This window comes from Aeromonas sp. 82P (assembly GCF_051919365.1).
Taxonomy (GTDB): Bacteria; Pseudomonadota; Gammaproteobacteria; order Enterobacterales; family Aeromonadaceae; genus Aeromonas; species Aeromonas veronii.
Genome location: NZ_JBQBEV010000001.1, coordinates 1,409,126 through 1,432,371 on the forward strand (window position 1 = coordinate 1,409,126; position 23,246 = coordinate 1,432,371).

Consider the following 23,246-nt stretch of genomic DNA (forward strand, 5'->3'; position numbering starts at 1 on the left):
ATAAAGTCGATAATCTATCCATATCTGTATGACGTAGGAATATTGGCATGAGCGCTCTTTCTGTCCAGGGTCGGATTACCCTAATCGCCGGTTGCTGTCTGTTGGTGACAGCCGCCGCTCTGGTTGCCTCTTCGATTTACAACGCGAACAAGATGCAACAGCAGGTGCGGCAAGCCACCATGCACGAGGCGCAGCAGTCTGCCGAGAACTGGATGAAGGCGATGGGCTCGGAGCAGGCGGCCAAGGTGACCAGCTATCTCGATGAAGCCTATTTCCGCGCCAGTTTGCTGGCGGAGAGCGTGTTGTTCCAGCGCAAGAATGCGGCCGAGAACTTTGTCCATTCGGAGGCGCTGCGCAGCGCCGTCAATCAGCAACTGCACGATGCCGTTGCCTCATCGACCAATCTGCTTGGTGTCTATGCGGTGTTCGAGCCTGATCAGCTGGATGGGGAAGACAGCAACTATCAGGGCTCAACGGCGCTCGGTTCCAACGACAAGGGGCGTTTTTCCAGTTACTGGGCCTATGACAACGGCAAGATAGAGCCGGAAGTGCAGAATGAGGATGTACTGGCCGATGAGAGCCCGACCGAGGCTGGTGGCATCGAAAACGAGTGGTATCGCTGCAGCATTCGCACCCGTGCCCTCTGCCTGCTGGAGCCCTATCTGGACGATGTGGGCGATAAACAGATATTGATGACCTCGGTGACGGTCCCGCTGCTGGAGCAGGAGACCTTGCTGGGGATGGTCGGGGTCGATATCTCGCTGGCCACTTTGCAGAGTCTGGTCAGTACCATGGACAAGGAGCTCTATGACGGCAAGGGCAGAATCTTGCTGGTCAGTCACGAGGGGCGCGTGGCGGGAGCCGATGAGTTCGATGTGACCATGGGGCGTGGGCTGGATCAGAAGTATCAGGGGCTGGCCAGCGAGCTGAAAGGCTGGCTCAGTCAGGGTCAGGAGCTGACTCGCTGGAGCAGCGACGGAGCCCTGTTGCAGACCTTTGTCCCGGTATCCATGCGTGGCACCGACCGTAAATGGGGCATCTACATTGAATTGCCACGGGCAGTAGTGCTGGCCTCGGCCCAGCAACTGCAAGATGCGCTGGCCAGTGAGGCCAATCGCAGCGTGGTCTCGCAGCTGTCAATCGGGGGGCTGATCTCGCTGGTTGCCCTGAGTTTTATCTGGTTGATGGCGCGCCAGATTGTGGCGCCCATCCGCGCCGTGGTTGCCCGTCTCAAGGATATCGCCAGCGGCGAGGGGGATTTGACCCAGCGTATCGAGATCCAGCGGCAAGACGAGATCGGCGAGCTGGCCAAGTGGTTCAACAGCTTCCTCAACAAGTTGCAATCCACCATCAGTCAGGTGATTGATACCGTCTCCGGTACGCGCAACAGTGCCGAGCGGGCCGCGCAGGTGGCCGAGCGCACCAGCAGCGGCATGCAGGCCCAGTATCAGGAGATCGATCTGGTGGCGACGGCATTTGAAGAGCTGAGCGCCACGGCGTTGCAGGTCTCCGGTAATGCCGGCTCGGCGGTGGCGGCTGCCAACACCACTGATGCCGCTGCGCAAGAGGGCAAATATGTCGTTGCCGACACCCAGGAGGCGATGCGCAAGCTGATGACCATCATCAACGATGCCCAGCCGGTGGTGGAGCGACTCTCCGCCAACAGCGACAACATCAACGATATTCTCACCGTGATTCAGGGAATTGCCGAGCAGACCAACTTGCTGGCGCTCAATGCGGCCATCGAGGCTGCGCGGGCCGGTGAGCAGGGTCGTGGCTTTGCCGTGGTGGCCGATGAGGTGCGTAATCTGGCCGGTCGCACCCAGAATGCCATCGTCGAGATCCAGACCCTGATCAGCCAACTGCAATCCGGTACCGGCGCCGTGGTCAAGGCGATCCGCGATGGTCACGGACAGGCTGACGAGACCCTCGCCAAGGTGGATCTCTCGGTGCAGGTGCTGGAGCAGATTATCCAGTCGGTCTCCACCATCCATCAGATGAACGAGCAGATTGCCCGGGCGGCGCAGGAGCAGAGCCGGGTTGCGGACGAGATCAACCGCAACGTCAGCAACATTCGCGATGTGAGTCACACCATTCGGGCCGAGGCGGCGACCTCCGCCGAAAATGGTCGCGAGCTCTCTGCGCTGGCGGACAAGCAGCAGCAGCTGGTGGGGCAGTTCAAGGTATAGAAGGGATGAAAAAAGGCGCCATCCAGCTGGAGGCGCCAAACACATTCAGATGACAGACTGGGTCAAACCGGTGAGATTTGAGCCCCTCTTCCCGCAGAGGAAGAAACACAACACCACAATCGCAGTCGAAAGACTCACTAAAAACACATGTAAACCAACACGTAGTAGAAAATGTGAGCCATATGACGACTGATTGCTGGGCGAATTATGTTTATTCACTGGTCGACCCGCAACCGACAAATTATAATGCGCCCCATTAGAAAAACTCATCGTCGGCTGGTGTCATGTCTCGTCGTTTACCCCCGCTCAATGCCCTCAAGGCCTTTGAAGCAGCGGCTCGTCACTTAAGCTTTACCCGCGCAGCAGAAGAGTTGTTTGTGACTCAGGCGGCCATCAGTCACCAGATCAAGGCGCTGGAGGAGTATCTTGGCATCAAGCTGTTCCGCCGCAAAAATCGCTCCTTGTTGCTGACCGAAGAGGGACAGGGCTATTTCCTGGATATCAAGGACATCTTTGCCTCCATCTCTGAGGCGACCGACAAGCTGCTGGCCCGCAGTGCCAAGGGGGCGTTGACTGTCAGTTTGCAGCCGAGTTTCGCCATCCAGTGGCTGGTGCCGCGGTTGGTCAAGTTCAGCGAGCGCCACCCCGATATCGACGTGCGGATCAAGGCGGTCGATCTCGACGAAGGGTCGCTTACCGATGATGTGGATGTGGCTATCTATTACGGGCGCGGCAACTGGCCGGGTCTGCGCTCGGACAAGCTGCATACCGAATACCTGATCCCGGTCTGTTCCCCCTTGCTGCTGACCGGGCCCAAACCGCTGCGTACGCCGCAAGATTTGACTCTTCATACCCTGCTGCACGATACCTCCCGCCGCGACTGGAAGGCCTGGTTCCGCCAGCTCGATATCGATGCACCCAACGTCAATCAGGGGCCCATCTTCAGCCACTCCACCATGGTGATCCAAGCGGCGATCCACGGCCAGGGGGTGGCGCTTGGCCACAGCGTGCTGGCACAACCCGAGATTGAGGCCGGCCGCCTTATCTGCCCGTTCGAGCAGGTGCTGGTGAGCAAAAATGCTTTCTATCTGGTGTGCCAGGAACAACAGTCGGATCAGGGCAAGATCGTGGCCTTCCGCGACTGGATGCTGGAGCTGGTGGAGCTGGAAGAGGCGCGTCGCAGGGCAAGGCTCGCCGATGCGTGAGGTGATCCGCGAGGGGGCAATTGATGCCCCCGTTCGCATTTTGCTGGCCCACGGGGCAGGCGCGGGGATGGATCATGCCTTTCTTACCGAGTTGTCACGTCTGCTGGCTGGCCCCGACATCGAAGTGGTGCGCTTCAACTTTCCCTACATGACCAAGCGTGCACAGGATGGCAAGCGCCGCCCGCCGGACAGAGCTCCTGTGTTGCTAGCCCATTGGCGCGACATGATCCGCGAGTTTGCCCATCCACGGCTGTTTCTGGCGGGCAAGTCGATGGGCGGGCGGATGGCGGCGGAACTCTATCGTGAAGGCGAGGGTGAGATGAATGCTGCAGGATTGCTCATTCTCGGGTATCCTTTCCACCCTCCGGCCAAGCCCGACAGTTGGCGAGGCGAGGTACTCAAGCATATTGCAGTGCCAACCCTGCTGTTGCAGGGGGAGCGCGACACCTTCGGTAGTCGCGCCGAACTGGCCGATTTCCCCTTCTCACCCACCGTATCGGTCCATTGGTTGACCGATGGTGATCATGGTTTCAAACCGCGTAAAGCCAGTGGCGTGAGTGAGCAGGAGAATATGCAGCATGCAGCGGCGGCCATCAGCCATTTTGTGGCTCGACATGGATAGCACGAGAGGGTTGGTTTGATTGCCAGCCGTGATGAGAGAGGGAGAGTGAGGATGCAGATCCATCGACATTGGCTGATACTGGCTGGTCTCTTCGGGTTGACGGCCACCATGCTGGGGGCTTATGGCGCCCATGGATTGGCGGCGACCGGCATTACGCCCGAGCGTCTGGCGGCGTTCAATACCGCCGTGCAATATCAGTTTTTTCACGCATTGGCCCTGCTGGTTCTGGGCTGGTGTGGTGTGCGCAGCAGGGTGATCCACCTGGCTGGCACCGCTTTTGTGCTGGGGATCATCGGATTTTCCGGCAGTATTTACGCCATGGTGCTGCTTGGCAGCAAGGGGCTGGGGTTGATTACCCCGGCCGGTGGCCTCTGTTTTATGTTGGGATGGACGGCCCTCTGCTGGGCTGGCTGTCGTCTTGGAGGAAAAAATGAATAATCTGCTGCTTTATTGCCGCCCCGGTTTTGAGAAAGAGGCGGCAGCAGAGATCACCGAGCGTGCCGGTAACATGCAGTGCTATGGTTTCGCCCGGGTCAAGGACGACAGCGGTTATGTGATCTTCGAACTGTATGACGAGGAGCAGGCGGACCTGCTGGCTCGCAAGCTGCCGTTCCGGGAGCTCATCTTCATCCGCCAGATGCTGGTGGTCACCCATGAGTTGAAGGATCTGGATGTCGCGGACAGGATCTCCCCGATCCTTGAGGCGGTGAGTGACTACACCATTTGCGGTGATCTGCGGGTCGAAACCGCGGATACCAACGAAGCGAAAGAGCTGTCGGCCTTCTGCCGCAAGTTCACCGTGCCGCTGCGTCAGGCGCTGCGCAGCAACGAGATCCTGACCAAGAAGGAGACGCCGAACCGTCCGGTGTTCCATGCCTTCTTCATGGCCAATGATCATGTCTTGCTGGGCTACTCCTATTCGTTCAACAACTCCGGATTCCATATGGGGATCCCGCGCCTGCGCTTCCCGGCCGATGCACCGAGCCGCTCCAGCCTCAAGCTGGAGGAGGCGTTTTACGTGTTCGTGCCGCGGGAAGAGTGGGATGTGCGTCTCTGTTCAGGCATGAAGGCGGTGGATCTGGGCGCCTGCCCGGGTGGCTGGACCTATCAGTTGGTGCGCCGTGGCATGATGGTGACGGCGGTCGACAACGGTATGATGGCCCAATCCCTGATGGATACCGGTCAGGTCAAGCATATCCGGGATGACGGTTTCGTCTGGCGTCCGAGCAAGAAGAACACCTACTGGCTGGTGTGCGACATGGTCGATAAACCGGCGCGGGTCGTTCACATGATTGCGGACTGGTTCCGTGAGGGCGATTGCCAGGAGGCGATGTTCAACCTCAAGCTGCCGATGAAGAAGCGTTATGCCGAGTCGGTGCACAATATCGAGGTGCTGCGCGAGATGCTCAAGGAGATCGACAACGCGTTCGTGATCCAGGCAAAGCAGCTCTATCACGATCGAGAAGAGATCACCGTGCATGTTTACAACAAGTACTGGGTCTCCAAACTCGAGCCCAAGGCGTGATGTAGCAGTTCTGCCCGTACGATAAATACCAAGGCCGACAGGGAAACCTGTCGGCCTTTTGCTATTCGGCTGCCGGAAAATATCAGAAACGGTAATCGAGGCGCAGGGAGGATTCGTCGTCCGTCACCTTGATCTCGATCTGCAGCGGGATGGTTTTGTCGACCGGATTGAACTGCATTTTGATGCCATCCCCTCTCAGTCTGATTGCCGTATGCAGTCCACCGGCTTTGAATTTGACCTTGGGTCTGAAGCGTTCAATTGACAGACTGATACTCTTTTCCGGGGTCAGATTGAGCTGCGGGTAGGAGGTGATCTTTTGATTACCAAAGTTGTCGGTGGAGACTTCAATACCAAACGACAGGGGGTTGGGCGCCTTGAGCAAGTCGTTGGTATCCAGGCTTGAACGCCATACCTCGGTGGCAGTCCGTTTTTCCTGCTGTGGCAGTTTGGCGATTTGGGTTGATTGGGCCGGTTCGAAGGCACTGGCAGTGCCACAAACCAGCATCAGACCCGACACCAGATAGCACCCGTATCCCTTCATGAAAAACACTCCCTGTTCTTCTTCTCTATTGAACATAGTTGCTGTTTGGGGAGTGGCAAAGGATTCGGAAATATAAAAAAGGGAGCCTAGGCTCCCTTTTAAAATCAATTGGTTAGCTTACAGGCGATCGATGATGGCTTGGGTGAATTCGCTGGTGGAAGCCGTGCCTCCCAGATCACGGGTGACCCGATCTCCGGATTCGATGGTAGCTCGTACCGCCTCGCGGATCCGTTCTGCTTTATCCTGCATGCCGAGGTACTCCAGCATCTGAATGGAGGCAAGGATCACCGAGGTCGGGTTGGCGATATTCTTGCCAGCTATGTCAGGCGCAGAGCCGTGGACCGCTTCGAAGATGGCCGCGCCATCGCCGATGTTGGCGCCGGGCGCCATGCCAAGGCCGCCGACCAGACCGGCGCAGAGATCCGAGAGGATATCGCCGAACAGGTTGGTGGTGACCATGACATCGAAACGCTCCGGGTACATCACCAGGTTCATGCAGGCGGCATCGACGATCATCTCTTCGCTCTGGATATCCGGGTAGTGGCTGGCGATGTCACGTGCCACTTCGAGGAACAGGCCGGAGGTCGACTTGAGGATGTTCGCCTTGTGGATGATGGTGACCTTCTTGCGCCCTTCCTGACGGGCCAGCTCGAAGGCGAACTTGACGATGCGCTCGGCCCCTTCGCGGGTGATGATGCTCATCGCCTCGGCACTCTTGTTGTCATCACTGCGCTTCTGACCTGCACCCGAGTACATCCCTTCGGTGTTTTCACGCACCGTGATGATGTCGATGTTGTCGTAACGGCTTCTGGTGCCCTTGAAGGAGATGACCGGACGCACGTTGGCGTAGAGGTTGAACTTCTTGCGCAGGGAGACGTTGATGGAGGTAAAACCGCCGCCGACCGGTGTGGTCAATGGCCCTTTCAGGCTCACCTTGTTCTTCTCAATCAGATCCAGGGTAGCCTGGGGCAGCAGCTCGCCATGCTTCTCGAGGGCAACCAGACCCGCATCAGCGTATTCGTACTCAAAGTCACAGCCCGCATGGGTCAGGATCTGGATGGCTGATTCAATGATGCTGGGGCCGATGCCGTCGCCGGGGATCACGGTAATTTTTCTTTTGGACATGAGAGGGTTCCACTTCCAGGGTATAGGGGAGGATGGGGCTGCTTTATAGCATTTACTCAGCAAACCAACCACATTCCTTTACATTCTACTCACTTTTATCAACAGCGAGGGTGAGTCTCGTCATGGTTCACGCCCTTGCCTGCATTTTTGTTCGGCACTTTAGTCTGGCTGGGGCGGGTAGCGGATGTCCCGCAGGTTGAATCCCAGCGGAATATCCTGCTGCAAGCGCACCAGCCGCTGGGCCAGCAGGGCCTCATCCTGATGTTGGCGCAGTTTGATCAGTGGCTTGGCAGCGTCCTCTTGCTGGCAGGCTTCGAGCATGGCTGCCAGATTGCCATATTGTTGCAACAGCTGGGTGGCGGTCTTGGGGCCGATCCCCGGAACCCCCTTGATATTGGAACCGCTGATACCGGTCAGGGCCCAGAAGTCGACCAGCTGAGCAGGGGCTACCCCATATTGCTGCTGGACGAAGGCCGCATCCAGCCAGCGCTTGTTGAAGTAGTCGCGCACCCGGATCTGCGGGCAGATCAGTTGGCAGAACCCCTTGTCGGTGGAGATGATGGTCGCCTGATGGCCGTGGCTGGCGATGCCGCTGGCGAGGGTTGCGATAAGATCATCCGCTTCATCGGTCTCGGAGAGCAGGGCGTCGACCCCGCACTCCCAGAAGGCATCCTGCAGGGTCGCCAACCCCTCACGCAGTTCGGGGGGCATGGGAGTTCGCCCCTCCTTGTAGGCCGGATAGACCTCTTTGCGCCAGCTATGCACCTCGCCATCAAACACGGCAATGACATGGGTTGGCTCGCTATTGGCCAGCAGCTTGCGGCAGGTATTGATAAGGTTGGCGCGGGTTGCAACCAGCGCCTGGGCAGGGGTCAGTGCCTGCTGGGCCTGTACCGCGTGCAGACGGCGAATGAGGTTGAGGGCATCGATGATGAGCAGGTGTGGCCGGATAGTTGACATGGGGCACTCTTGGCGGTCGGGACGCCCCATTGTAACAAACCGCTCGCCTTATGGGGGATTGATGGCGGTTGGGAAGGCATAGCGCCAATAAAGAGGGGCGCCGATGCGCCCCTCTGTCGATGATGTATCTGTACCCTAGCGGACGATTTCGTAGCAGGGCACATACTGGCTGCCCGGCAGCTTCATCCGCTGCTGCTTGACGAAGCTCTCCAGCAGCTTGTCCATCAGGTGCATCAGCTCCTTGTCGCCGTGCAACTTGAAGGGGCCCTTCTTCTCGATGGCGCGAATGCCCCCTTCCTTGACGTTGCCGGCGACGATGCCGGAGAAGGCACGACGCAGGTTGGCGGCCAGCAACTGGGGCGGCTGGTTGCGGTGCAGATCCAGACTGGCCATGCTGGCGTGATCCGGTTCGAAGGGGAGCTGGAACTCTGGCTCAATCTTGAGGGACCAGTTGAAGGAGTAGGCATCGCCGACCGATTTGCGGTATTCGCGGATTTTCGGCATCGCCTCTTTCATCACCCGGGCCACTTCCGGCGCATCGCCGACAATGATCCGGTAGAGTTTGGTCGCCGGTTCACTAAGGGTCGCCTTGATGAAGTCGTCGATAGCACGGAAGTAGTCGGCACTCTCTTTCGGGCCGGTCAGGATGATGGGCATCGGCTGCCGCTCGTTGGCCGGATGCATCATGATGCCGAGCAGATAGAGCAGCTCTTCGGCGGTGCCGACCCCGCCCGGGAAGATGATGATGCCGTGACCAAGGCGTACGAAGGCTTCCAGCCGTTTCTCGATATCTGGCAGGATCACCAGCTCGTTGACGATGGGGTTGGGCGGTTCGGCCGCAATGATGGAAGGCTCCGTGAGGCCGATGTAGCGCCCGTTGCGCACTCGCTGTTTGGCATGGCCGACGGCGGCCCCCTTCATTGGGCCCTCCATGGCGCCAGGGCCACAGCCGGTACAGATGTTCAGCTCACGCAAGCCCAGTTCGCTGCCCACGGCGCGGGTGTACTGGTATTCGATCTCGTTGATGGAGTGGCCACCCCAGCAGACGATCAGGTTGGGATCGGCGCCGGGCAGGATCACCTTGGCGTTGCGCAGGATGGCGAACACTACGTTGGAGATATGAGTGGAGTTGGTCAGATTGACCTGGCGGTTGGACTCGAGCTGATTGGAGACATAGAGAATGTCGCGCAGCACCGAGAAAAGGTGCTCCTGAATGCCGCGAATGATCTCGCCATCGACAAAGGCGTGCTCGGGGGCATTGAACAGTTCCAGCTTGACCCCGCGCTCGCGCCGGATCACATGAATATCGAACGATTTGAATCGCTCCAGGATCTCCTTGGAGCTGTCGGTATGGCTACCTGAATTGAGCACTGCCAGCGAGCAGTTGCGAAACAGTTGATAGATATCGCTGGAGGCAGTCTGCTTGAGGCGATCCACCTCGAGCTGTGACAGCAAATCCATGCTGCCGACGGGATTGATGTGCGTAATCATAGGTTCCCCTTTACTCACTTGTTATCGTTGTGTTTTTCCCTGGGGAGAAAAGGGGACGCTATGTTGCATCCCCTGAGATCGATAGTAGTGGTAACAGAGGGTGGAGGGAAATAGGGCGACGACTGTTCGCTGTTTTTTTAGCCGCTTGTCAGGCCAGTGTCACTTGATCCCGACCGGTGTGCTTGGAGTGGTAGAGCGCCTTGTCTGCCCGTTCAAACACATCTGACGGGTTGTCCCCATCCTTGAACAGGGTTGCGCCGATGGAGATGGTGATCTCCACCTTGGCATCGCGAAAACGGAACGGGATGCTCTTGATGGTCTGGCGCAGTGTCTCCAGCGGCTTCTGGAACTTGTCCGGGTTGATGTTGGGCAGCAACACCACAAACTCTTCCCCACCAAAACGGGCGATGAAATCTGTGTCACGCAGCGCGCTCTGCAGCGCTTTGGCGACCACTTTCAGCGCCTTGTCACCCGCCATATGGCCGTAGTTGTCATTGATATTCTTGAAGTGATCGATGTCGATGATCGCCATGCAGAGCGGAGTGCGGTAACGAAGCCAACGTTTGTATTCCTGCTCCAGCCGTTCATCGAGGGCGGCCCGGTTGTGTACCTGGGTCAGGCTGTCGAGGAACAGCTTGTGTTTTTGAATGGTCAGCCGCTTCTTGTACTCGGCGGTCTCCTCCTTCATCAAGCGCAGCTTGGACTCCATGGTGGAGAGGCGGGTAAGCAGGTGACGCTCTCGCGCCGCCGTGCTGTCACGCTCCTGCAGCAGCAGGTTGATGGCGCCCATATGGCCGGAGATGGCGCGCTTGAGCGCATCGATGGAGTTATGGCTGGCCAGGGAGTGATCGATCGCTTGCAACTCGTTGACCAGCGCCTCGCGGGTCTCGCGAGTTTCATTTTGCAGCGCACGCCCCTCATCGAGGGATTCGGTAAACCCGACATGTACTGCGGAGAGGCTTTCGTTGAGGGAGCTGAGGAAGGCGCGGGAGGCTTTGCGCTCCTCACGGGTGCCTTCGATGATGAGCTCGATCACCTGCAGGCAGGTTTCTGCCAGCAGGGCAGGGTTGATCCCGATCAGCAGCTGACGGCGAATGTCACTCAGGCTCTCGCCGATGGCGCCGGCAAAGTCGAGTTCGGTGATAAGCCGCTGCAGCTCATCGGCGATGCGAGCGTGATCCTTTAGATCAAACGGGTCGACATCGGGCTGGCCATCGTTGCTGGCAGTATCGCTTTCTTGTTGAGTTGCACCTGAAGGTGCCAACAGGGGCTGGCTTGGCAGCAGCTGGATCTTGATCGCCTGCTGGTAGAACTCCAGCAGCTTGATCACCTTCTTTTGGTGATCGGCAATGCCGTAACCGGCGGGACTTGCCAGAAATTCCTTGAGGGACTTGCGGGTCTCTTCCGGGAAGCCCTTGATGTTTTTCAGCTGTTTGGAACCAAGCTCGATGGCGGTCTGGGTCAGGGTGATCGACTCTTCCAGCGCATTGCTGTGCTGCTGCAGCAGTTTTTCAATGGCCAGCAGATCCTCGTCTAGCGCGGTAAATGCGGGGTTGTTATCCAGTTTCTGCTTGAGCTTGGCGAAGCGATTGTCCAGCTCGCGGTCGAAGCCACGGCAGGAGAGCATCAACTTGTTGATAAACTGAATACCGCGAGCACGCTCTGCATCGGAAAACGACAGCACGCCGTCGAGTTCCAGCTGTTTCTGCTGAAGGGATTCCCTGAGTCTTGCCAATTGTCCTGCTACGGCAGCGATGTCATTCATTATCAGGTCGCCCTGTTGTCATTATTGTTTTTGGTGTTGGATAGCAACAGTGGTCGAACTTGGTTTCGATCCTCGCCTGTTATCTACATTATTTCCTGGTGGTTATCGGCTGCCGGCTTCCTTGCAAGGCTGGGCCAATTAACCCATTGCTTTTCATGAGAAGAATTGACTTTTACCAGTCCCTTGTCAATTGCCATCAGGCCGCATTGCCACACATCTCCATTAAAAAATGCCGCTTGTTGGCAATCGATCGCCGCGAGCTCCAACCAGGCGTTTTGTTGGCATTTTTCACTGAGCTGAATGGCTCCCGACAGGGCGAGATAGCAGAGGTCAAACAGGCCATTGTGATCGAGCGCGGTCGCCGCTTTCGGCAGGAAGGGGTGACTGACAATCCCGAGGCTGATCTGGCGATCCAGCGGATAGTTGCAAGGGAAGGCGGCGATGGCGGTCAGCAGGTCTCCCGCCAGTTGATGCAGGTTGGTGACGTGGCGTTGTGGCACCACATAGAGCATGTGTCCTTCACGCAAGTCATAGATACGGCCATCTTGTGGGGTCAGGGTGTCCATATAGGCACCGAAGGCCTGCTCGATTTCTCTGCTGGCCTGATAGCCGTGGCGCTCCAGCGTATTGACCAGGAAAGGTACCCGGAACAGCAGATAGTGCAGCTTGTCATCGAACTCGCTGGAGGGCTGTTCGCTGAGGTACCAGCGATCCGATTTCAGCTGGCGCTTTGCCATCTCCCGCGGCCAGCGGTTCATCAGCCGCTGCCAGTTGGCCAGCCCCGAGCGTGGCTCGATCAGCAGGGCCTCATTGGTCCGTTTCAGTTGCAGGCGGGCAGTACGCAGCTTGAGCCAGAGGGTGAAGAAGAGGTAGATAAAGAGCGCCAGCAGCAGGCTGGTGGTGATACTCGACCAGAGATAGCGCTCCTGCTGATGCTGGCTGTTGTTAAGCCGCTGCTCCAGCTCCTTGATATGTTGCACCCGCTCGACCTGGACATAGTTGTCGCGGATCGCCGCCTGCTCCATGGCCTGTTCCTGCTGGCGCACCTCCTCGCCAAGACGGTGGAAGCGCTTGTAGCTGTCGAGTGCCTGACGCAGATACCCCTTCTGCTCATAGGCCAGCGACAACAGGCGGAATACCTCGTACTGACGGCGGGTATCGCCGAGCTGATTGGCCAGCGCGCGGGCGTTCTCCAACTGCAGGATGGCGATGGCGGCCTCCTGTTTCTTCAGATAGAGCTCGCCGAGCAGCAGCAGGGTATCGATCAGCGGCTCTTTGGCATCGCTCAGCTCGTGGGACTGACGTGCCGCATTGAGGTAGTTGCTGGCCAGCGAGAGGTTGCCGCTTTGCAGGTAGGTCTTGCCGATTTCGTATTTGAGCAGGGAGGCTTGCGGTCGGTTGCTCCCCTCATCGAGCAGATCCAGCGCATTGAAGAAGTAGACCAGCGCCATATTGAGGTCGCCCTGCTCGCGATTGAGTCGCGCCAGCACCATCAGGGAGTCACACAGCAGGGAGGGGTTGCCGATGGAGTGGAAGTAGTTGGCCGCCTCATTGGCATACTGCAGCGCTTTTTGGGGCTCCTGCTCCTGCTGATAGAGTTTGACTATCTGGTTCGACAGCAGGCCGAGAAAGAGCGGGTCGTTGAGGCTTTTGGCCTGTTGCTGGGCATCGATATATTCCCCCAGTGCCAGCTGTGGCTGCTGCAGCGCGCGATAAAGATCGCCGCTGATGGCGCTGACCCAGGCACTGGCGAGGGGATTGGGGGTCTTGGCGGCCCAGATCCGCGCGTCTGCCAGATGGGCCTTGGCATCATCGAAGTGCTGGTTCTCGATGTCGTAGCTGGTGCGTTGCAGGCGGCCATAAATCTGCAGCTGGCTCTGCTTGAGCGTGGGGACGGCCAGCTGTTCGTCCAGTTGATCCATCAGGGCGCGGCTGGTGCTCTGGTTATCCGGTTTGAGGGCCTGACTGCGGATCTTGAGATAGAGGCCGTGGGCCTTGAGTTCCGGTTGCCGCTCTTTGTCTGCCAGCGCCATCGCCTTGTCGAGCGCTTGCTGGGTGGCCTGATATTGGCCCAGTTGCAGCAGACACTCCCCTTTGAGCAGGTGGGCGCCTATGGTCTGGGCCGCCGTGCTGTAGCTCAGGATGGGCTCGCGATAACCGAACTCCTGGCGATTGCTGATGATTTGCTGGGGATTATTGGCTGCGCGCGTCAGGAAGGCGGTGGTGATCTGGACGCATCTGGCAGGATCGGTCAGTACCATCGATTGCGCTTGTTGCAGATCGATAGAGAGTTGCTCCTTGTCCAGATCCAGATTCGGAGCTGACAGGGAGGACATCATCATGGCCAGAAAAAACAGTTGATTCATTGGATTAAGGACGGCGCAGAGGTGTTGGCATGTTATCCAAGCCCCCCCCTGCGAGTCCAGCGTTTACTGTGGTTTGCTGGTGGCCGGCAAGTGGGTTTCGTCTGGATTTTATTATCCAGCCTCCTTATCCCTGCTGCGTAAAGCATCGATTGAAACCTTTTTGCCAGTCATGGAGGGCAGTGTGCCTGCCCTCTCTGTCGCAACTCGACTTTATTGGCGGATCAGACGCAAGTTGGCGGGCACGGCTTCGAAATCGGAGCGGAACGGGTTGATGTCGAGGCCGCCGCGGCGGGTATAGCGGGCATAGACGGTCAACTGCTCAGGCTGGCAATAGTGCTTGAGGTCGATAAAGATCCGCTCGATGCACTGCTCGTGGAACTCGTTGTGCTGGCGGAACGAGATGAGATAGCGCAGCAGCTTCTCCCGATCGAGTTTCGGCCCCTTGTAGCGGATCACCACAGAGCCCCAGTCGGGCTGGCTGGTGACCAGACAGTTGGATTTGAGCAGGTGGCTGTGCAGGGTATCTTCTACCTGTTCGCCACCGGCTGCCCCTTGCAGCAGGGACGCATCAAACTCGTAATTGTCTACCTCGATATCCTGCTCGTCGATGCACTCGCCGGGCAGCAGGGCAATCTGGTGTGGCGCCTGGTCGAGGGGGAACAGGGTCACCTTGACGGTCTCACCGGCACAGGCACTCAGATCCTTGGTCAGCATGGCGGCGACTGCCTCGATAGAGTCGCAACGGGTCTGGTTGAAGGAGTTGAGGTAGAGCTTGAAGGATTTGGATTCGATCAGGTTCGCACTGGTGGCAGGAATGGTCACTTCCCCCACCGCCACCATCGGCTTGCCCTTGGCGTTGAGCCAGGAGAGCTCATAGAGGGTCCAGACATCGCAACCGCTAAAGGGCAGATCATCGCCCAGCTGGAGATCATCCCGGTTCAGGCTACGTGGAACCGGCTGCAGCAGGGAGGGGGTGTACTGGCTGATGTAATCGGATTGCTGGCCCAGGCTCAGGCCGGTCAGGGCGCTGGCCCCGGCGTATCTATCTTGTTTGCTCACAGGGTTGCTCACGTAATGTGCTCATGATGAGTGGAATGAAACGGGCCATTGCAGGACCGGATGGTTGCAGCCGTTTGGCTTGGGCGTCGGCCTCTCTGTATCCCGGGTTCTGTTTCTCGGGTCGCCAGGTCGGCTGGCAACCTTGTCTGTTACCGGGTTTGGTGGTGCAATAGCGGACTTTGCCAGCAATTGTGGGGATTTTCGATGTCGGATCAAGTTTTGTCTGCCCTGGAGCACTTTTTTGCCCGCTGGCAACGTGATGGCGAGGCCAGACGAGGCCTGCCCCTGTGCGAGTGGGAGGCGGACTGGCGTTCCCCCTGCCAGCTTGGTGAGCCCGCCGATGGTCGGGTGGCTTGGCGTCCTGACCATCGCCCCGAGCCCGCCGATTTTACGGCCATGGCCGATGCCCTTGAGCTGACAATTCATCCCAGCGCCATTGCCCTGTTTGGCCACTGGTTCAGCCGCCCCATCCCCTGCCTTTTCAAGGGGCTGCGCCTTGAACTGATCCTGCCGTGGAACGACGCGGATCTCGACCTGCTCAAGGAGAACCTCATCGGCCACCTGCTGATGCTGCGCAAGCTAAAACGAACCCCCTCCATCTTCATTGCCACCACCCGCAACGAGATGACGCTCATTTCCCTTGATAACGAGAGTGGTCAGGTGTGGCTGGAGTGGCTCGATTCAGGCCGCCGTCTGACGCTGGCTCCCTCTTTGCCGGCGTTTCTGGAACGGCTGGAGACGTTGCCGCAATAGCGCCGCTTCGAGCCAAGGTTACCCATCGGAACGAAAAGAGCCTTGCCATGCGGCAAGGCTCTTTTTTATGGCATCGCGTACAGGGAACGCGCTTAATCCTTGAAATCCCAGGAGAGGTTGGAGACCAGGCGGCAGCTGTCGCACTTGAAGTCGAAGATCTCGTGCAGTGGCTCTGCCAGCGCCCACTCACCGCCACAGCTGGGGCAGGGGCGCGCCTTCTCCTCGGCCGCGCTCAACCCGCCCACCCGGTAGAGGTAGTAGTAGGTGGGGATGCCGCTCAGCACTTCCAGCCGCTTGGCCAGGTCGGTGCCGCGCCGGTAGAGGCGGCTGCCCACTTCGCCGATTTCGTGCAGCGCCGCATGTTCGGCGATGGAGCCGTTCATCTGCAACTGATCGCACGCCTCCCAATCCTCCTGCCACTTGATGATCTGCTTCTGATCGCCGTTGGCGACTGCGGGCAGCTGGTAGAGCGGAATGGGGGCGAAGTGGTCGCCACAGCGCAGCGGCGAGCAGGTGTGCAGGAAGCTGGTGTAGAGCATCATCCAGCTCGGCCGCTCGCCCTGCTGGCCGCAAGGATCTGTGCTGTCGGATAGCAGATCCGCCCCCTGCAGTTGGAGTTTCGGCGCCAGCAGTCCGGCCTGATTGAGCTGCTGTTCGGCCAGCTTGACCTGATCGCTCTGGTTGTCCGGATGCAAACTATCCTGCTCTGGGCAGACTACCCGACTGACGAAATAGCCGTCGTGCATGCTGGTGGGGAATTCCCGCCCGAGGATCTGGCCCTGATAACGCAGCATGTCGAGGTAGTTGACGATGGCCCGCTCGGCGTCGCCAAGGGAGGTATCGCGGTAACACTCAAAGCAGAGTTCGACGATATACATGGTTCAGCCTTGCCCCTGCTGGAGGAGCAGGTCGGTCAGGCGATCCACCTTCTGTTCGATGCGTGCGAGCTGTTCGGCGAGTTGCTGCAGGGTGAGCTCCGGCGCTGGCTGGGGCTCGGCCTCTGGCAGGAGCTCACTCTCGGCGGTCGCGATGGGCTGCTGCTTCCACTGGCTCAGCACTTTCAGCAGCTCGGCCATCGGCACCGGCTGGGTGAGGCGGGCCTTGATCATGGCAGTGGTGGGCGTCAGGCCCTTGGCGGCCAGCTCGTTGGCAATTCGGATGATCTCGTGGGCGGACATAAGCATGCTCTGGGTGAGAAGGAGGGATCGATATCGGGGCGGGATCTTAACCAAAGCCGGCAGGGGAGGAAAGGGGCGGGCGGCTAGCGGGGCTGGCGCAACATCACATCGAGCTGGTCGATCGCCTCGCACCAGTCGGAGTCGTTCCACAGGGCATCGCGCAGAAAGCTTGCCTGGGCGGCGTTCCAGAAATCGGCCTCCGGCAACAGGGTTTCATTGTCGAGGTGATGGTCGTGCACAAAGCGGTGCAAGCTCAGCTCGTCGTTGGCCATCCCGAGCTGGGCAAACAGGGCTGGCAGATCGTGGACAAGGGGTTCCATCTCGTCTCTCCCTTTGTTTAATCCCTGAGATTATAGACAGGCACAGCCATCGGGCGCAGAGACGAGATTGGGGATCAGGCTGAGGGGATTCGATGGGGTGGCAGATCAACGCCCACGACGTGCAGCCCCTGCATCTTGAGGGTGCCCTGATAGTGGCTCTCGCCATCGCTGGAGAATTCAAACTGATAGTGGGTCAGCAGCCGCAGGGGATTGCGGGCCAGCTCCCGCCGGTTGCGGGCCAGCGACAGCAGTTGCAGATCATGGTGCTGGCAGTAGCGGCGCATGTATTGCCAGGCCACTTCTGCCTGTTGGCGTTGCAGCCAGAACAGGCCGGCAATCGCAATCAGCAACAAAATTCCGAGCATCTCTCCCATAGGCGGGCTTCCTTATCGTGATGTCGATAACCGGGAGTCCTGCTCGGTACTCCCGATCTCCTTGTCTATTTCCCGCCGTGTTGCCTCGTGGCGTGAGGGGGAGGCGAGGGATCAGGCCGAGGCAAACAGACGGCCGATGGCCTTGCCCAGCACATCGCTGCGCTCGGGGTCACGCAGTCTGGCCAGCATATCATTGCGCAGGGCTGGTAAAGTGACCAACTCGGCAAAAACCTGATTGAAGAACTGGGTCGGTTGCAGTGCCAGTTGTTCCAGATAGTGGCTGAGCAGATTGGCATCTTTCAGATCGGGCCAGAGCCGGCCGGCGATGGCGAGCAGCAGCGCAGGGCTCGGCTGGGTTTGCAGCAGGGTCAGCAGCTTGTTGGTGCGCAGCGTGCTGCCGGGGCAGGAGGCCATGGCGCGGCAGAGGTAGGCCAGGGTCTCCGGGTTGGGGGCGGCGCACTCCTGCTCCTTGCCGATCCGCTCGAGCAGGGCGCCTTGTACTGCCGGCGGCAGCGGGGCGTTTTCAAGGCTCTGGCAGAGGGCGTAGAGCGGCTCTTGCGGCAGTTTGGGCAGCGCCTTGCAGATCAGCGCCAGATTGCGCTCATCATGCAGTCGCTCGGCCAGATCGGCAAAGCCCTGCAGCCCCAGCGTCTGCCAACCGGTGTCGTTGGGGGCGGCCAGATAGTGGCAGAGGGCATCGTAATAGGCTGAAGGGGCCTGCTCCAGCTGGCGCGCCAGCTTGGCGTGCAGACTGGCCATTTTTGCCTCCGCCGGGCGGAAGGTGTAGGGGTTGTCGGCCAAGCGCTGGGCTTTTTCCTCGTCCAGATCGCCGGTGAGCTTGTAGCCCAGGGTCTCCACCACCTGATCCATGAACAGCTTGGGGCCATTTGACATCAGCAGGCCGCGCTCATCGAGGGCAAACTTGAGGAACCAGAGGTAGTGGCGAGACTCGCTCGGCTGGAAGAAGTGCACACCCAGCCAGGCGTGCTGCTGCAGCGGCCAGGGGTAGGGCTCCTGCTGCTGTTCGATGCGCACAAAGGTATCGCTTGCCAGTGGCCGCACCTGGCGGCCCATGTCAAACAGCTGGAACTGGGTGCCAGCCTGAGTCAGAAATTCGGTCAAGGTATTGATGGCAGTAGGCGTCGCAGACATGGTGAGATCCGGCTAATGGTGATGCGGGCCGATTATAAGGCCCTTGCCGAGGATAGCCAGTGGCAGCAGACGCGCGTTGCGGCAGATATCAACATGGCAGCCATGCGGGGGGAGGTGTATAGTATCGCCCTTTTTTAACGGCGGCAGGCCGCGCTGGCTGCCGTGTATGTCGACGAGCTGGCTGAATCGCTGGTGCTGTGCGACTGAATGTATCGGTATCCTGGCTGACCCTGTCGGGTCAGCGGATCAATCTGTGGTTATGAGGAAGAGAGCGAGATGAATCAATATTTGCTGGTAGCTGGCCTGTTGGGGGAACTCACCGCCGAGTTGCAGCGCCTTGAGCGCTGGCAAGCTGACCATCCCGGTGATGAAGCCCTGGCAAGCACCCTGCCTTTTTGTGTCGATACCCTGAGCTTTGATCAGTGGCTGCAGTTCGTGCTGATCCCGCGCATGGAGCAGTTGGTGATGTTGCAGGCGCCGCTGCCCACCAGCGTCTCCCTCTATCCCATGGCCAGCGAAGTCTACAAAGAGGATCTGGCCGAAGCAGAAGCGCTGCTGCGCCTGATCGCCCGCTTCGATCTGCTGCTTTCCGGCAAAGTGATCGAACAATGATGCCTGCGCAAACTCGAGAAGAGAGTGACCTGAAGCTGACTCTGCTCTATCAGGATGAGTGGCTGGTGGCGGTCAACAAGCCGTCCGGTCTGCTGGTGCATCGCAGCTGGCTCGACAAGGGCGAGACCCGTTTTGCCATGCAGATGACCCGGGATCTCATCGGTGGTCGCCATGTCTATCCGGTGCATCGCCTCGACCGTCCCACCTCCGGGGTGCTGCTGTTTGCGCTCGATCCGGTGATTGCCCGCGCACTGACCGAAGCCTTCACCCAACGTCAGGTGCACAAGGAGTATCTGGCATTGGTGCGCGGTTGGGCGCCCGAGCAGGGGGTGATCGACTACCCCCTCAAGGAGCAGCTGGACAAGATTGCCGATGCAATGAGCAACCCGGATCGTCCGGCGCAGGATGCTGTCACCACCTTCCGTCGCCTGCATCAGGTCGAGCTGCCCCACGCGGTCTCCAAGAAGCACCCCACCAGTCGCTACAGTCTGGTCAGATTGTTCCCGAAGACCGGCCGCAAGCATCAGCTGCGCCGCCATATGGATCACCTGTTCCATCCCATTGTCGGGGATACCACCCATGGGGATGGTCGTCACAACCGTTTCTTTCGCGAGCACTTTGGCTGCGAACGGCTGCTGCTGGTGGCCCGCACCCTGAGCTTTACCCATCCGGTGCTCAAGGTGCCGATGCGGATCCAGGCGCCACTTGGTCAGGATGTGCTGCGCCTGTTTGCCGAGCTGGGCTGGCCCGCCAGCGAGAGCGACTACTAAGCGCCTGATCCTCAGCCTTGAACCGGTGGCATCTGACGCCAGCTTGCTGATAGAGTTGCTCAAAAGAGTGACTCAAGCAGGGAGAGGAGAATGGCGCAGATCGATATCGTGGTAGGGAGTGTCTACGGCGCAGCCATGCTGGTGGCCGAGACCTTGGCAGATGAGCTGGAACGCAAGGGGCATCATTGTTCTCTGCACGAAGAAGCACGGCTGGCGGACATTGACCCCGGCCGTTTTTTATTGCTGGTCAGTGCCACTACAGGGCAGGGGGACATTCCTCCCAATCTGCAGCCTTTTGCCAGCGATCTGGCTGATAAGGCACCCTGGCTCAAGGGGCAGCGTTATGCCCTGATTGCCATGGGTGACAGCAGCTATGACCATTTTTGTGGCGCGGGCCGTCGGCTGGATGGATTGCTGCAAGAGCTGGGGGCCACGCGAGTGATTCCCCCGCTGGAGCTGGATGCCACCGTGCACGATGAACCCGAACAGGTGGCACTCAGCTGGCTGAAAAAGTGGGATATTCAGCCCTGAATATTCTCTGAAATAGAGCCATATCAATCCCCTGACCTTTAACCGGCAGGGGATTGTTATTTGTGAACAGTCATTTCTCATATGTTCCCAGAAATTATCTCTGTTGTTGTTTTATTTTTTCTCTTTTGAGTCCTCTTTCGTGTGGAAATATGTTCATAGTTCTTTCTAAATAGTTCAATCGCTGAAAGCGATTTCAATCATGTTTTTAAAGAATTGTGGAGCTAATGAGACATTTCCTGATGGCTTATATTTTTGTTGGTATCGCTTTCAAGTGGTTTCTTGTTGCTTTAAACTTGCCTTTTGGGGTTTTATTTCTGCTAGTTTGTTGTTTTTGAGGGGTTTTCATGTGCTTTTTGTTGTGGTTTGGCAATGAGCGTTCATTTTGTGAGTGTTGTCATATCACCCAGATGGCATGCTCCATATAATCGCATCTGCTTGTCACTTGGATATATCTACTGGCTAAGCCTTGATTATTAGGACATCACTCATCCTCAGCGGGAAAAGGAAAATGACAATGAATGCAAAATGGCTTCCGATAGCTGCCGCAGTAAGTATGGCGCTCTCTTCCGGTGTTGTTGTTGCTGCTGACGCAGATAATGGTTGGGAAGTACATGGTTATGGTCGTCTGGGTGGTCAATGGAATGGCGATGGCGCCAGTAAAATGAACACCTTGGGGAAACAGGACTACCGTACTGTGACCTCTATGGATGAAAATGCCAACCAGGTCGAGTTGTCTGTAAAAAAGAAATTTGAAGGCAAAAATGGTGTAAAGGGTGAGTTTGTCACTCGTGCCGAATATGGTAACCAGAATGCAGGTGACACTGGCTATTTTGTTTCCTCTGAAGGCTCACTGCAGACAAAGCGTGATGATGCCCAATTTGAAATGAAAGAAGCCTATGTGGAGCTGGCTGGTTTTGATTTCCTTGATAAGGATACCAAGATTTGGGCAGGTCAACGTTATTTGAACCGTGAACAAGGGATCTTGACCAAAGAGTTCTGGAAGCAATCTTCCGGTGTCGGTGCTGGTTTCCAGAATGGTGGTTTTGGTATGGCCGTGGTATCAGCTGATGATGCAGGCCAAGTTCGTAATAGCCATGACTTCGGCAAAACCGGTGAAAATCGCACCGCTACGTCACTGAATATTTATTATTATGGTCTGCAAGCTCTTGGTGGCACTTTCGACTTCGATTTGAAGGGGATGAAGCAATCTAATACCGATGCTGATGCCGCATCAAACAGAGATCCGGTGACCGGAAAATACACCATCAATGCTGATACCGGTGTTGGTGCCTCTATTGCCTATAACCGTGATTATTATGGTTTTAAAGGTTGGTCCAAAACGGCTATCGCTTATGGCGAAGGTATGGCCTCCAATCGTGGGGTTAACTTCGGTTCCTGGAACGGTGGCTTTGGTAAAGACTCCAGCGCGCTGTTCTTCACCTCTTATGGTGTTGCAGAAGTGGCTCCTCGCTTGCAGCTTGGTAGTGAGTTGACTTATTGGGCTCCACAACATGTGAGCTGGGCTGATCCCCGTGCTGATCTAAATGTTGCCCGTACCATCTTTGCCCTGCAGCCATCCTACAAGATCAATGACAATCTGCGTTTGATCCTGACCGGTTCTTATGCGAACGAGAAAGTTGAAGATCAGAATGGTAAAGCGCAGTGGGGTCGCACGGATGTAAATACCCAGTTCTATGCTTTGGAAGTAGCTACAGCATTCACTGTTGATGCAGACTACTGGGGACGTCCACAGATCAAACCCTTCGTGACCTGGGTGAAATCCAGCGACGAAAATGCCTCTGGTGCGATCAGCATTGACTCCACCAAAGACAACGGCAAGCTGTCTACCTCACAAGTGTTCTTCGGGGTTGAAGCTGAAGTATGGTTCTAAGCTGATGCTCAGCTAACAGTAAAAGAAGCGGCGCATGTTCATGCGTCGCTTCTTGATTTAAAGGAATAGCTATTATGAGACGTAACACGAAAGTGGCAGTGATCGTGGCTGGAGTTCTGCTGTTGGGTGGGTGTGCCAGTCATAGCTCACAGTCAATTCCGGATTCTGGATTCGCTACCTTGATGGCGTCTCCCGCATGTTGCACGGATTTTGCTCAGATGCCCCTTGATGCATTGCCAGATGATGACAGCACTCTGGAAGTAGTCTTGGATTTTCTTCGCCTGTATTTGACTTCAATGATGGCAAATCTTACTTCAAAGCCTTTCAGCTGCCCAAGCAGCGTAGCCAAATAGATATCATGCTTAAGTCTTATTTCACTGATAGCATCATGTTGCCAAGTGTGCTTTTTTTAGACAAAAAGCTAAGGGTTATAAAAGAAGTCAATGCTGAGCAATTCCAGCTCGTTTATGGCAGCATCGGTCGTCGTATTTCCCTGGATAGCCATATTACCTTAGACCAAGCGTCATCTGGCCAGCAGGCTGAGTTTATGATTATCAAGGCGGACCCCAAAAGTCGTCAGGGTGAGACTAAGGTAATGTCTGCGGCAAGAAAATGGGCAAAGGAGACTGGCTTGGCCGAGCCGGTGGAAGCTGATCCTGTGTTCTCACATAGCATGTCTGGTAATTTAGCTCTGTCGGTGCGTTCATCTGGCCAGCTCTTGAGTTCAGGGCAGGTAATGTCATTAGGTGCAGTGCAAAACCAGTCCATCACTCCCTCACCTCAGCCTACCGTAGGCAATAGCAAAAGTGCCATTGTG

At 57.5% G+C, this 23,246-nt stretch carries 22 protein-coding genes and 1 pseudogene; 11 read left to right on the forward strand and 12 right to left on the reverse strand.

The features are described from left to right. Window positions 1-47 precede the first annotated feature (47 nt). The 5 genes from ACTG2S_RS06680 to rlmM all read left to right on the forward strand — a co-directional run bounded on the left by ACTG2S_RS06680 (window position 48) and on the right by rlmM (window position 5,541). Window positions 48-2,189, forward strand: a complete 2,142-nt coding sequence (locus ACTG2S_RS06680; protein ID WP_439982190.1) for a methyl-accepting chemotaxis protein — start codon at window positions 48-50, stop codon at window positions 2,187-2,189. Window positions 2,190-2,473: 284 nt separating this feature from the next. Further along, window positions 2,474-3,394: a transcriptional regulator GcvA gene (locus ACTG2S_RS06685; RefSeq protein ID WP_201937315.1), complete on the forward strand. Its 921-nt coding sequence runs from the start codon at window positions 2,474-2,476 to the stop codon at window positions 3,392-3,394. After that, a complete protein-coding gene (locus ACTG2S_RS06690; RefSeq protein ID WP_439982192.1) occupies window positions 3,387-4,016 on the forward strand; it encodes an alpha/beta family hydrolase in 630 nt (209 codons plus the stop codon). The genes ACTG2S_RS06685 and ACTG2S_RS06690 overlap by 8 nt, the downstream gene beginning before the upstream one ends. A gap of 51 nt (window positions 4,017-4,067) precedes the next feature. After that, window positions 4,068-4,454: a DUF423 domain-containing protein gene (locus tag ACTG2S_RS06695; RefSeq protein ID WP_279503798.1), complete on the forward strand. Its 387-nt coding sequence runs from the start codon at window positions 4,068-4,070 to the stop codon at window positions 4,452-4,454. Beyond that, window positions 4,447-5,541, forward strand: coding sequence for a 23S rRNA (cytidine(2498)-2'-O)-methyltransferase RlmM (gene rlmM / locus ACTG2S_RS06700; RefSeq protein WP_005338617.1), 1,095 nt, complete (start codon window positions 4,447-4,449; stop codon window positions 5,539-5,541). The genes ACTG2S_RS06695 and rlmM overlap by 8 nt, the downstream gene beginning before the upstream one ends. An 82-nt stretch (window positions 5,542-5,623) precedes the next feature. On the opposite strand, the gene ACTG2S_RS06705 is transcribed toward rlmM, so the two are convergent. From ACTG2S_RS06705 to queF, 7 genes are all read right to left on the reverse strand, one after another. Beyond that, on the reverse strand, window positions 5,624-6,082 hold the full coding sequence (locus ACTG2S_RS06705) for a hypothetical protein (RefSeq protein WP_201945708.1): 459 nt from the start codon (window positions 6,080-6,082) through the stop codon (window positions 5,624-5,626). Window positions 6,083-6,199: 117 nt separating this feature from the next. Then, window positions 6,200-7,207, reverse strand: a complete 1,008-nt coding sequence (locus tag ACTG2S_RS06710) for an isocitrate dehydrogenase (RefSeq protein WP_136501477.1) — start codon at window positions 7,205-7,207, stop codon at window positions 6,200-6,202. Window positions 7,208-7,366: 159 nt separating this feature from the next. Further along, the gene (gene xni, locus ACTG2S_RS06715; protein ID WP_182962946.1) at window positions 7,367-8,167 is read right to left on the reverse strand and encodes a flap endonuclease Xni; all 801 of its coding nucleotides are present in this window, start codon (window positions 8,165-8,167) and stop codon (window positions 7,367-7,369) included. A gap of 135 nt (window positions 8,168-8,302) precedes the next feature. Continuing rightward, window positions 8,303-9,658, reverse strand: coding sequence for a nucleotide 5'-monophosphate nucleosidase PpnN (ppnN, locus tag ACTG2S_RS06720; protein WP_439982194.1), 1,356 nt, complete (start codon window positions 9,656-9,658; stop codon window positions 8,303-8,305). A gap of 148 nt (window positions 9,659-9,806) precedes the next feature. After that, complete coding sequence (locus ACTG2S_RS06725) at window positions 9,807-11,423, reverse strand: GGDEF domain-containing protein (protein ID WP_040068492.1); 1,617 nt, start codon at window positions 11,421-11,423, stop codon at window positions 9,807-9,809. Window positions 11,424-11,506: 83 nt separating this feature from the next. Continuing rightward, window positions 11,507-13,789 carry a tetratricopeptide repeat protein gene (locus ACTG2S_RS06730; protein ID WP_005338609.1) on the reverse strand — a complete coding sequence of 761 codons (2,283 nt, stop codon included), beginning with the start codon at window positions 13,787-13,789 and terminating at the stop codon, window positions 11,507-11,509. 210 nt (window positions 13,790-13,999) lie between these two features. Further along, window positions 14,000-14,848, reverse strand: coding sequence for an NADPH-dependent 7-cyano-7-deazaguanine reductase QueF (gene queF, locus ACTG2S_RS06735; RefSeq protein ID WP_236381356.1), 849 nt, complete (start codon window positions 14,846-14,848; stop codon window positions 14,000-14,002). A gap of 204 nt (window positions 14,849-15,052) precedes the next feature. On the opposite strand from queF, the gene syd reads away from it, so the two are divergent. Further along, window positions 15,053-15,601: a SecY-interacting protein gene (syd, locus tag ACTG2S_RS06740; protein ID WP_181269137.1), complete on the forward strand. Its 549-nt coding sequence runs from the start codon at window positions 15,053-15,055 to the stop codon at window positions 15,599-15,601. A gap of 92 nt (window positions 15,602-15,693) precedes the next feature. Here the strand turns inward: syd and ACTG2S_RS06745 are convergent, their stop codons facing one another. From ACTG2S_RS06745 to ACTG2S_RS06765, 5 genes are all read right to left on the reverse strand, one after another. Next, window positions 15,694-16,479 (reverse strand): Zn-ribbon-containing protein, encoded by a 786-nt coding sequence (locus tag ACTG2S_RS06745; RefSeq protein ID WP_042081119.1) that lies wholly within the window; start codon window positions 16,477-16,479, stop codon window positions 15,694-15,696. A gap of 3 nt (window positions 16,480-16,482) precedes the next feature. Continuing rightward, the gene (locus ACTG2S_RS06750) at window positions 16,483-16,779 is read right to left on the reverse strand and encodes a hypothetical protein (protein WP_064338557.1); all 297 of its coding nucleotides are present in this window, start codon (window positions 16,777-16,779) and stop codon (window positions 16,483-16,485) included. An 83-nt stretch (window positions 16,780-16,862) separates the two neighbouring features. Continuing rightward, window positions 16,863-17,099 (reverse strand): DUF2789 family protein, encoded by a 237-nt coding sequence (locus ACTG2S_RS06755; protein WP_139473975.1) that lies wholly within the window; start codon window positions 17,097-17,099, stop codon window positions 16,863-16,865. 74 nt (window positions 17,100-17,173) lie between these two features. Further along, window positions 17,174-17,473 (reverse strand): DUF3301 domain-containing protein, encoded by a 300-nt coding sequence (locus tag ACTG2S_RS06760; protein ID WP_042657215.1) that lies wholly within the window; start codon window positions 17,471-17,473, stop codon window positions 17,174-17,176. Window positions 17,474-17,584: 111 nt separating this feature from the next. Next, entirely contained in the window at window positions 17,585-18,625 is a 1,041-nt protein-coding gene (locus ACTG2S_RS06765; RefSeq protein WP_274160225.1) for a DUF3549 family protein, read from the reverse strand. A 276-nt stretch (window positions 18,626-18,901) separates the two neighbouring features. Between ACTG2S_RS06765 and ACTG2S_RS06770 the strand changes: the two genes are divergently transcribed. The 5 genes and pseudogenes from ACTG2S_RS06770 to ACTG2S_RS06790 all read left to right on the forward strand — a co-directional run. Next, window positions 18,902-19,237: a YqcC family protein gene (locus ACTG2S_RS06770; RefSeq protein WP_005338596.1), complete on the forward strand. Its 336-nt coding sequence runs from the start codon at window positions 18,902-18,904 to the stop codon at window positions 19,235-19,237. Next, complete coding sequence (gene truC / locus ACTG2S_RS06775) at window positions 19,234-20,007, forward strand: tRNA pseudouridine(65) synthase TruC (protein ID WP_019445213.1); 774 nt, start codon at window positions 19,234-19,236, stop codon at window positions 20,005-20,007. The genes ACTG2S_RS06770 and truC overlap by 4 nt, the downstream gene beginning before the upstream one ends. A 90-nt stretch (window positions 20,008-20,097) precedes the next feature. Then, window positions 20,098-20,538, forward strand: coding sequence for a flavodoxin (locus ACTG2S_RS06780; protein WP_439982195.1), 441 nt, complete (start codon window positions 20,098-20,100; stop codon window positions 20,536-20,538). A gap of 514 nt (window positions 20,539-21,052) precedes the next feature. Beyond that, a complete protein-coding gene (locus ACTG2S_RS06785; protein ID WP_164537527.1) occupies window positions 21,053-22,429 on the forward strand; it encodes a carbohydrate porin in 1,377 nt (458 codons plus the stop codon). Between the two features lie 313 nt (window positions 22,430-22,742). Further along, window positions 22,743-23,117 (forward strand): annotated as a pseudogene (locus ACTG2S_RS06790) (MalM family protein); the annotation flags it as partial. Window positions 23,118-23,246: the final 129 nt, after the last annotated feature.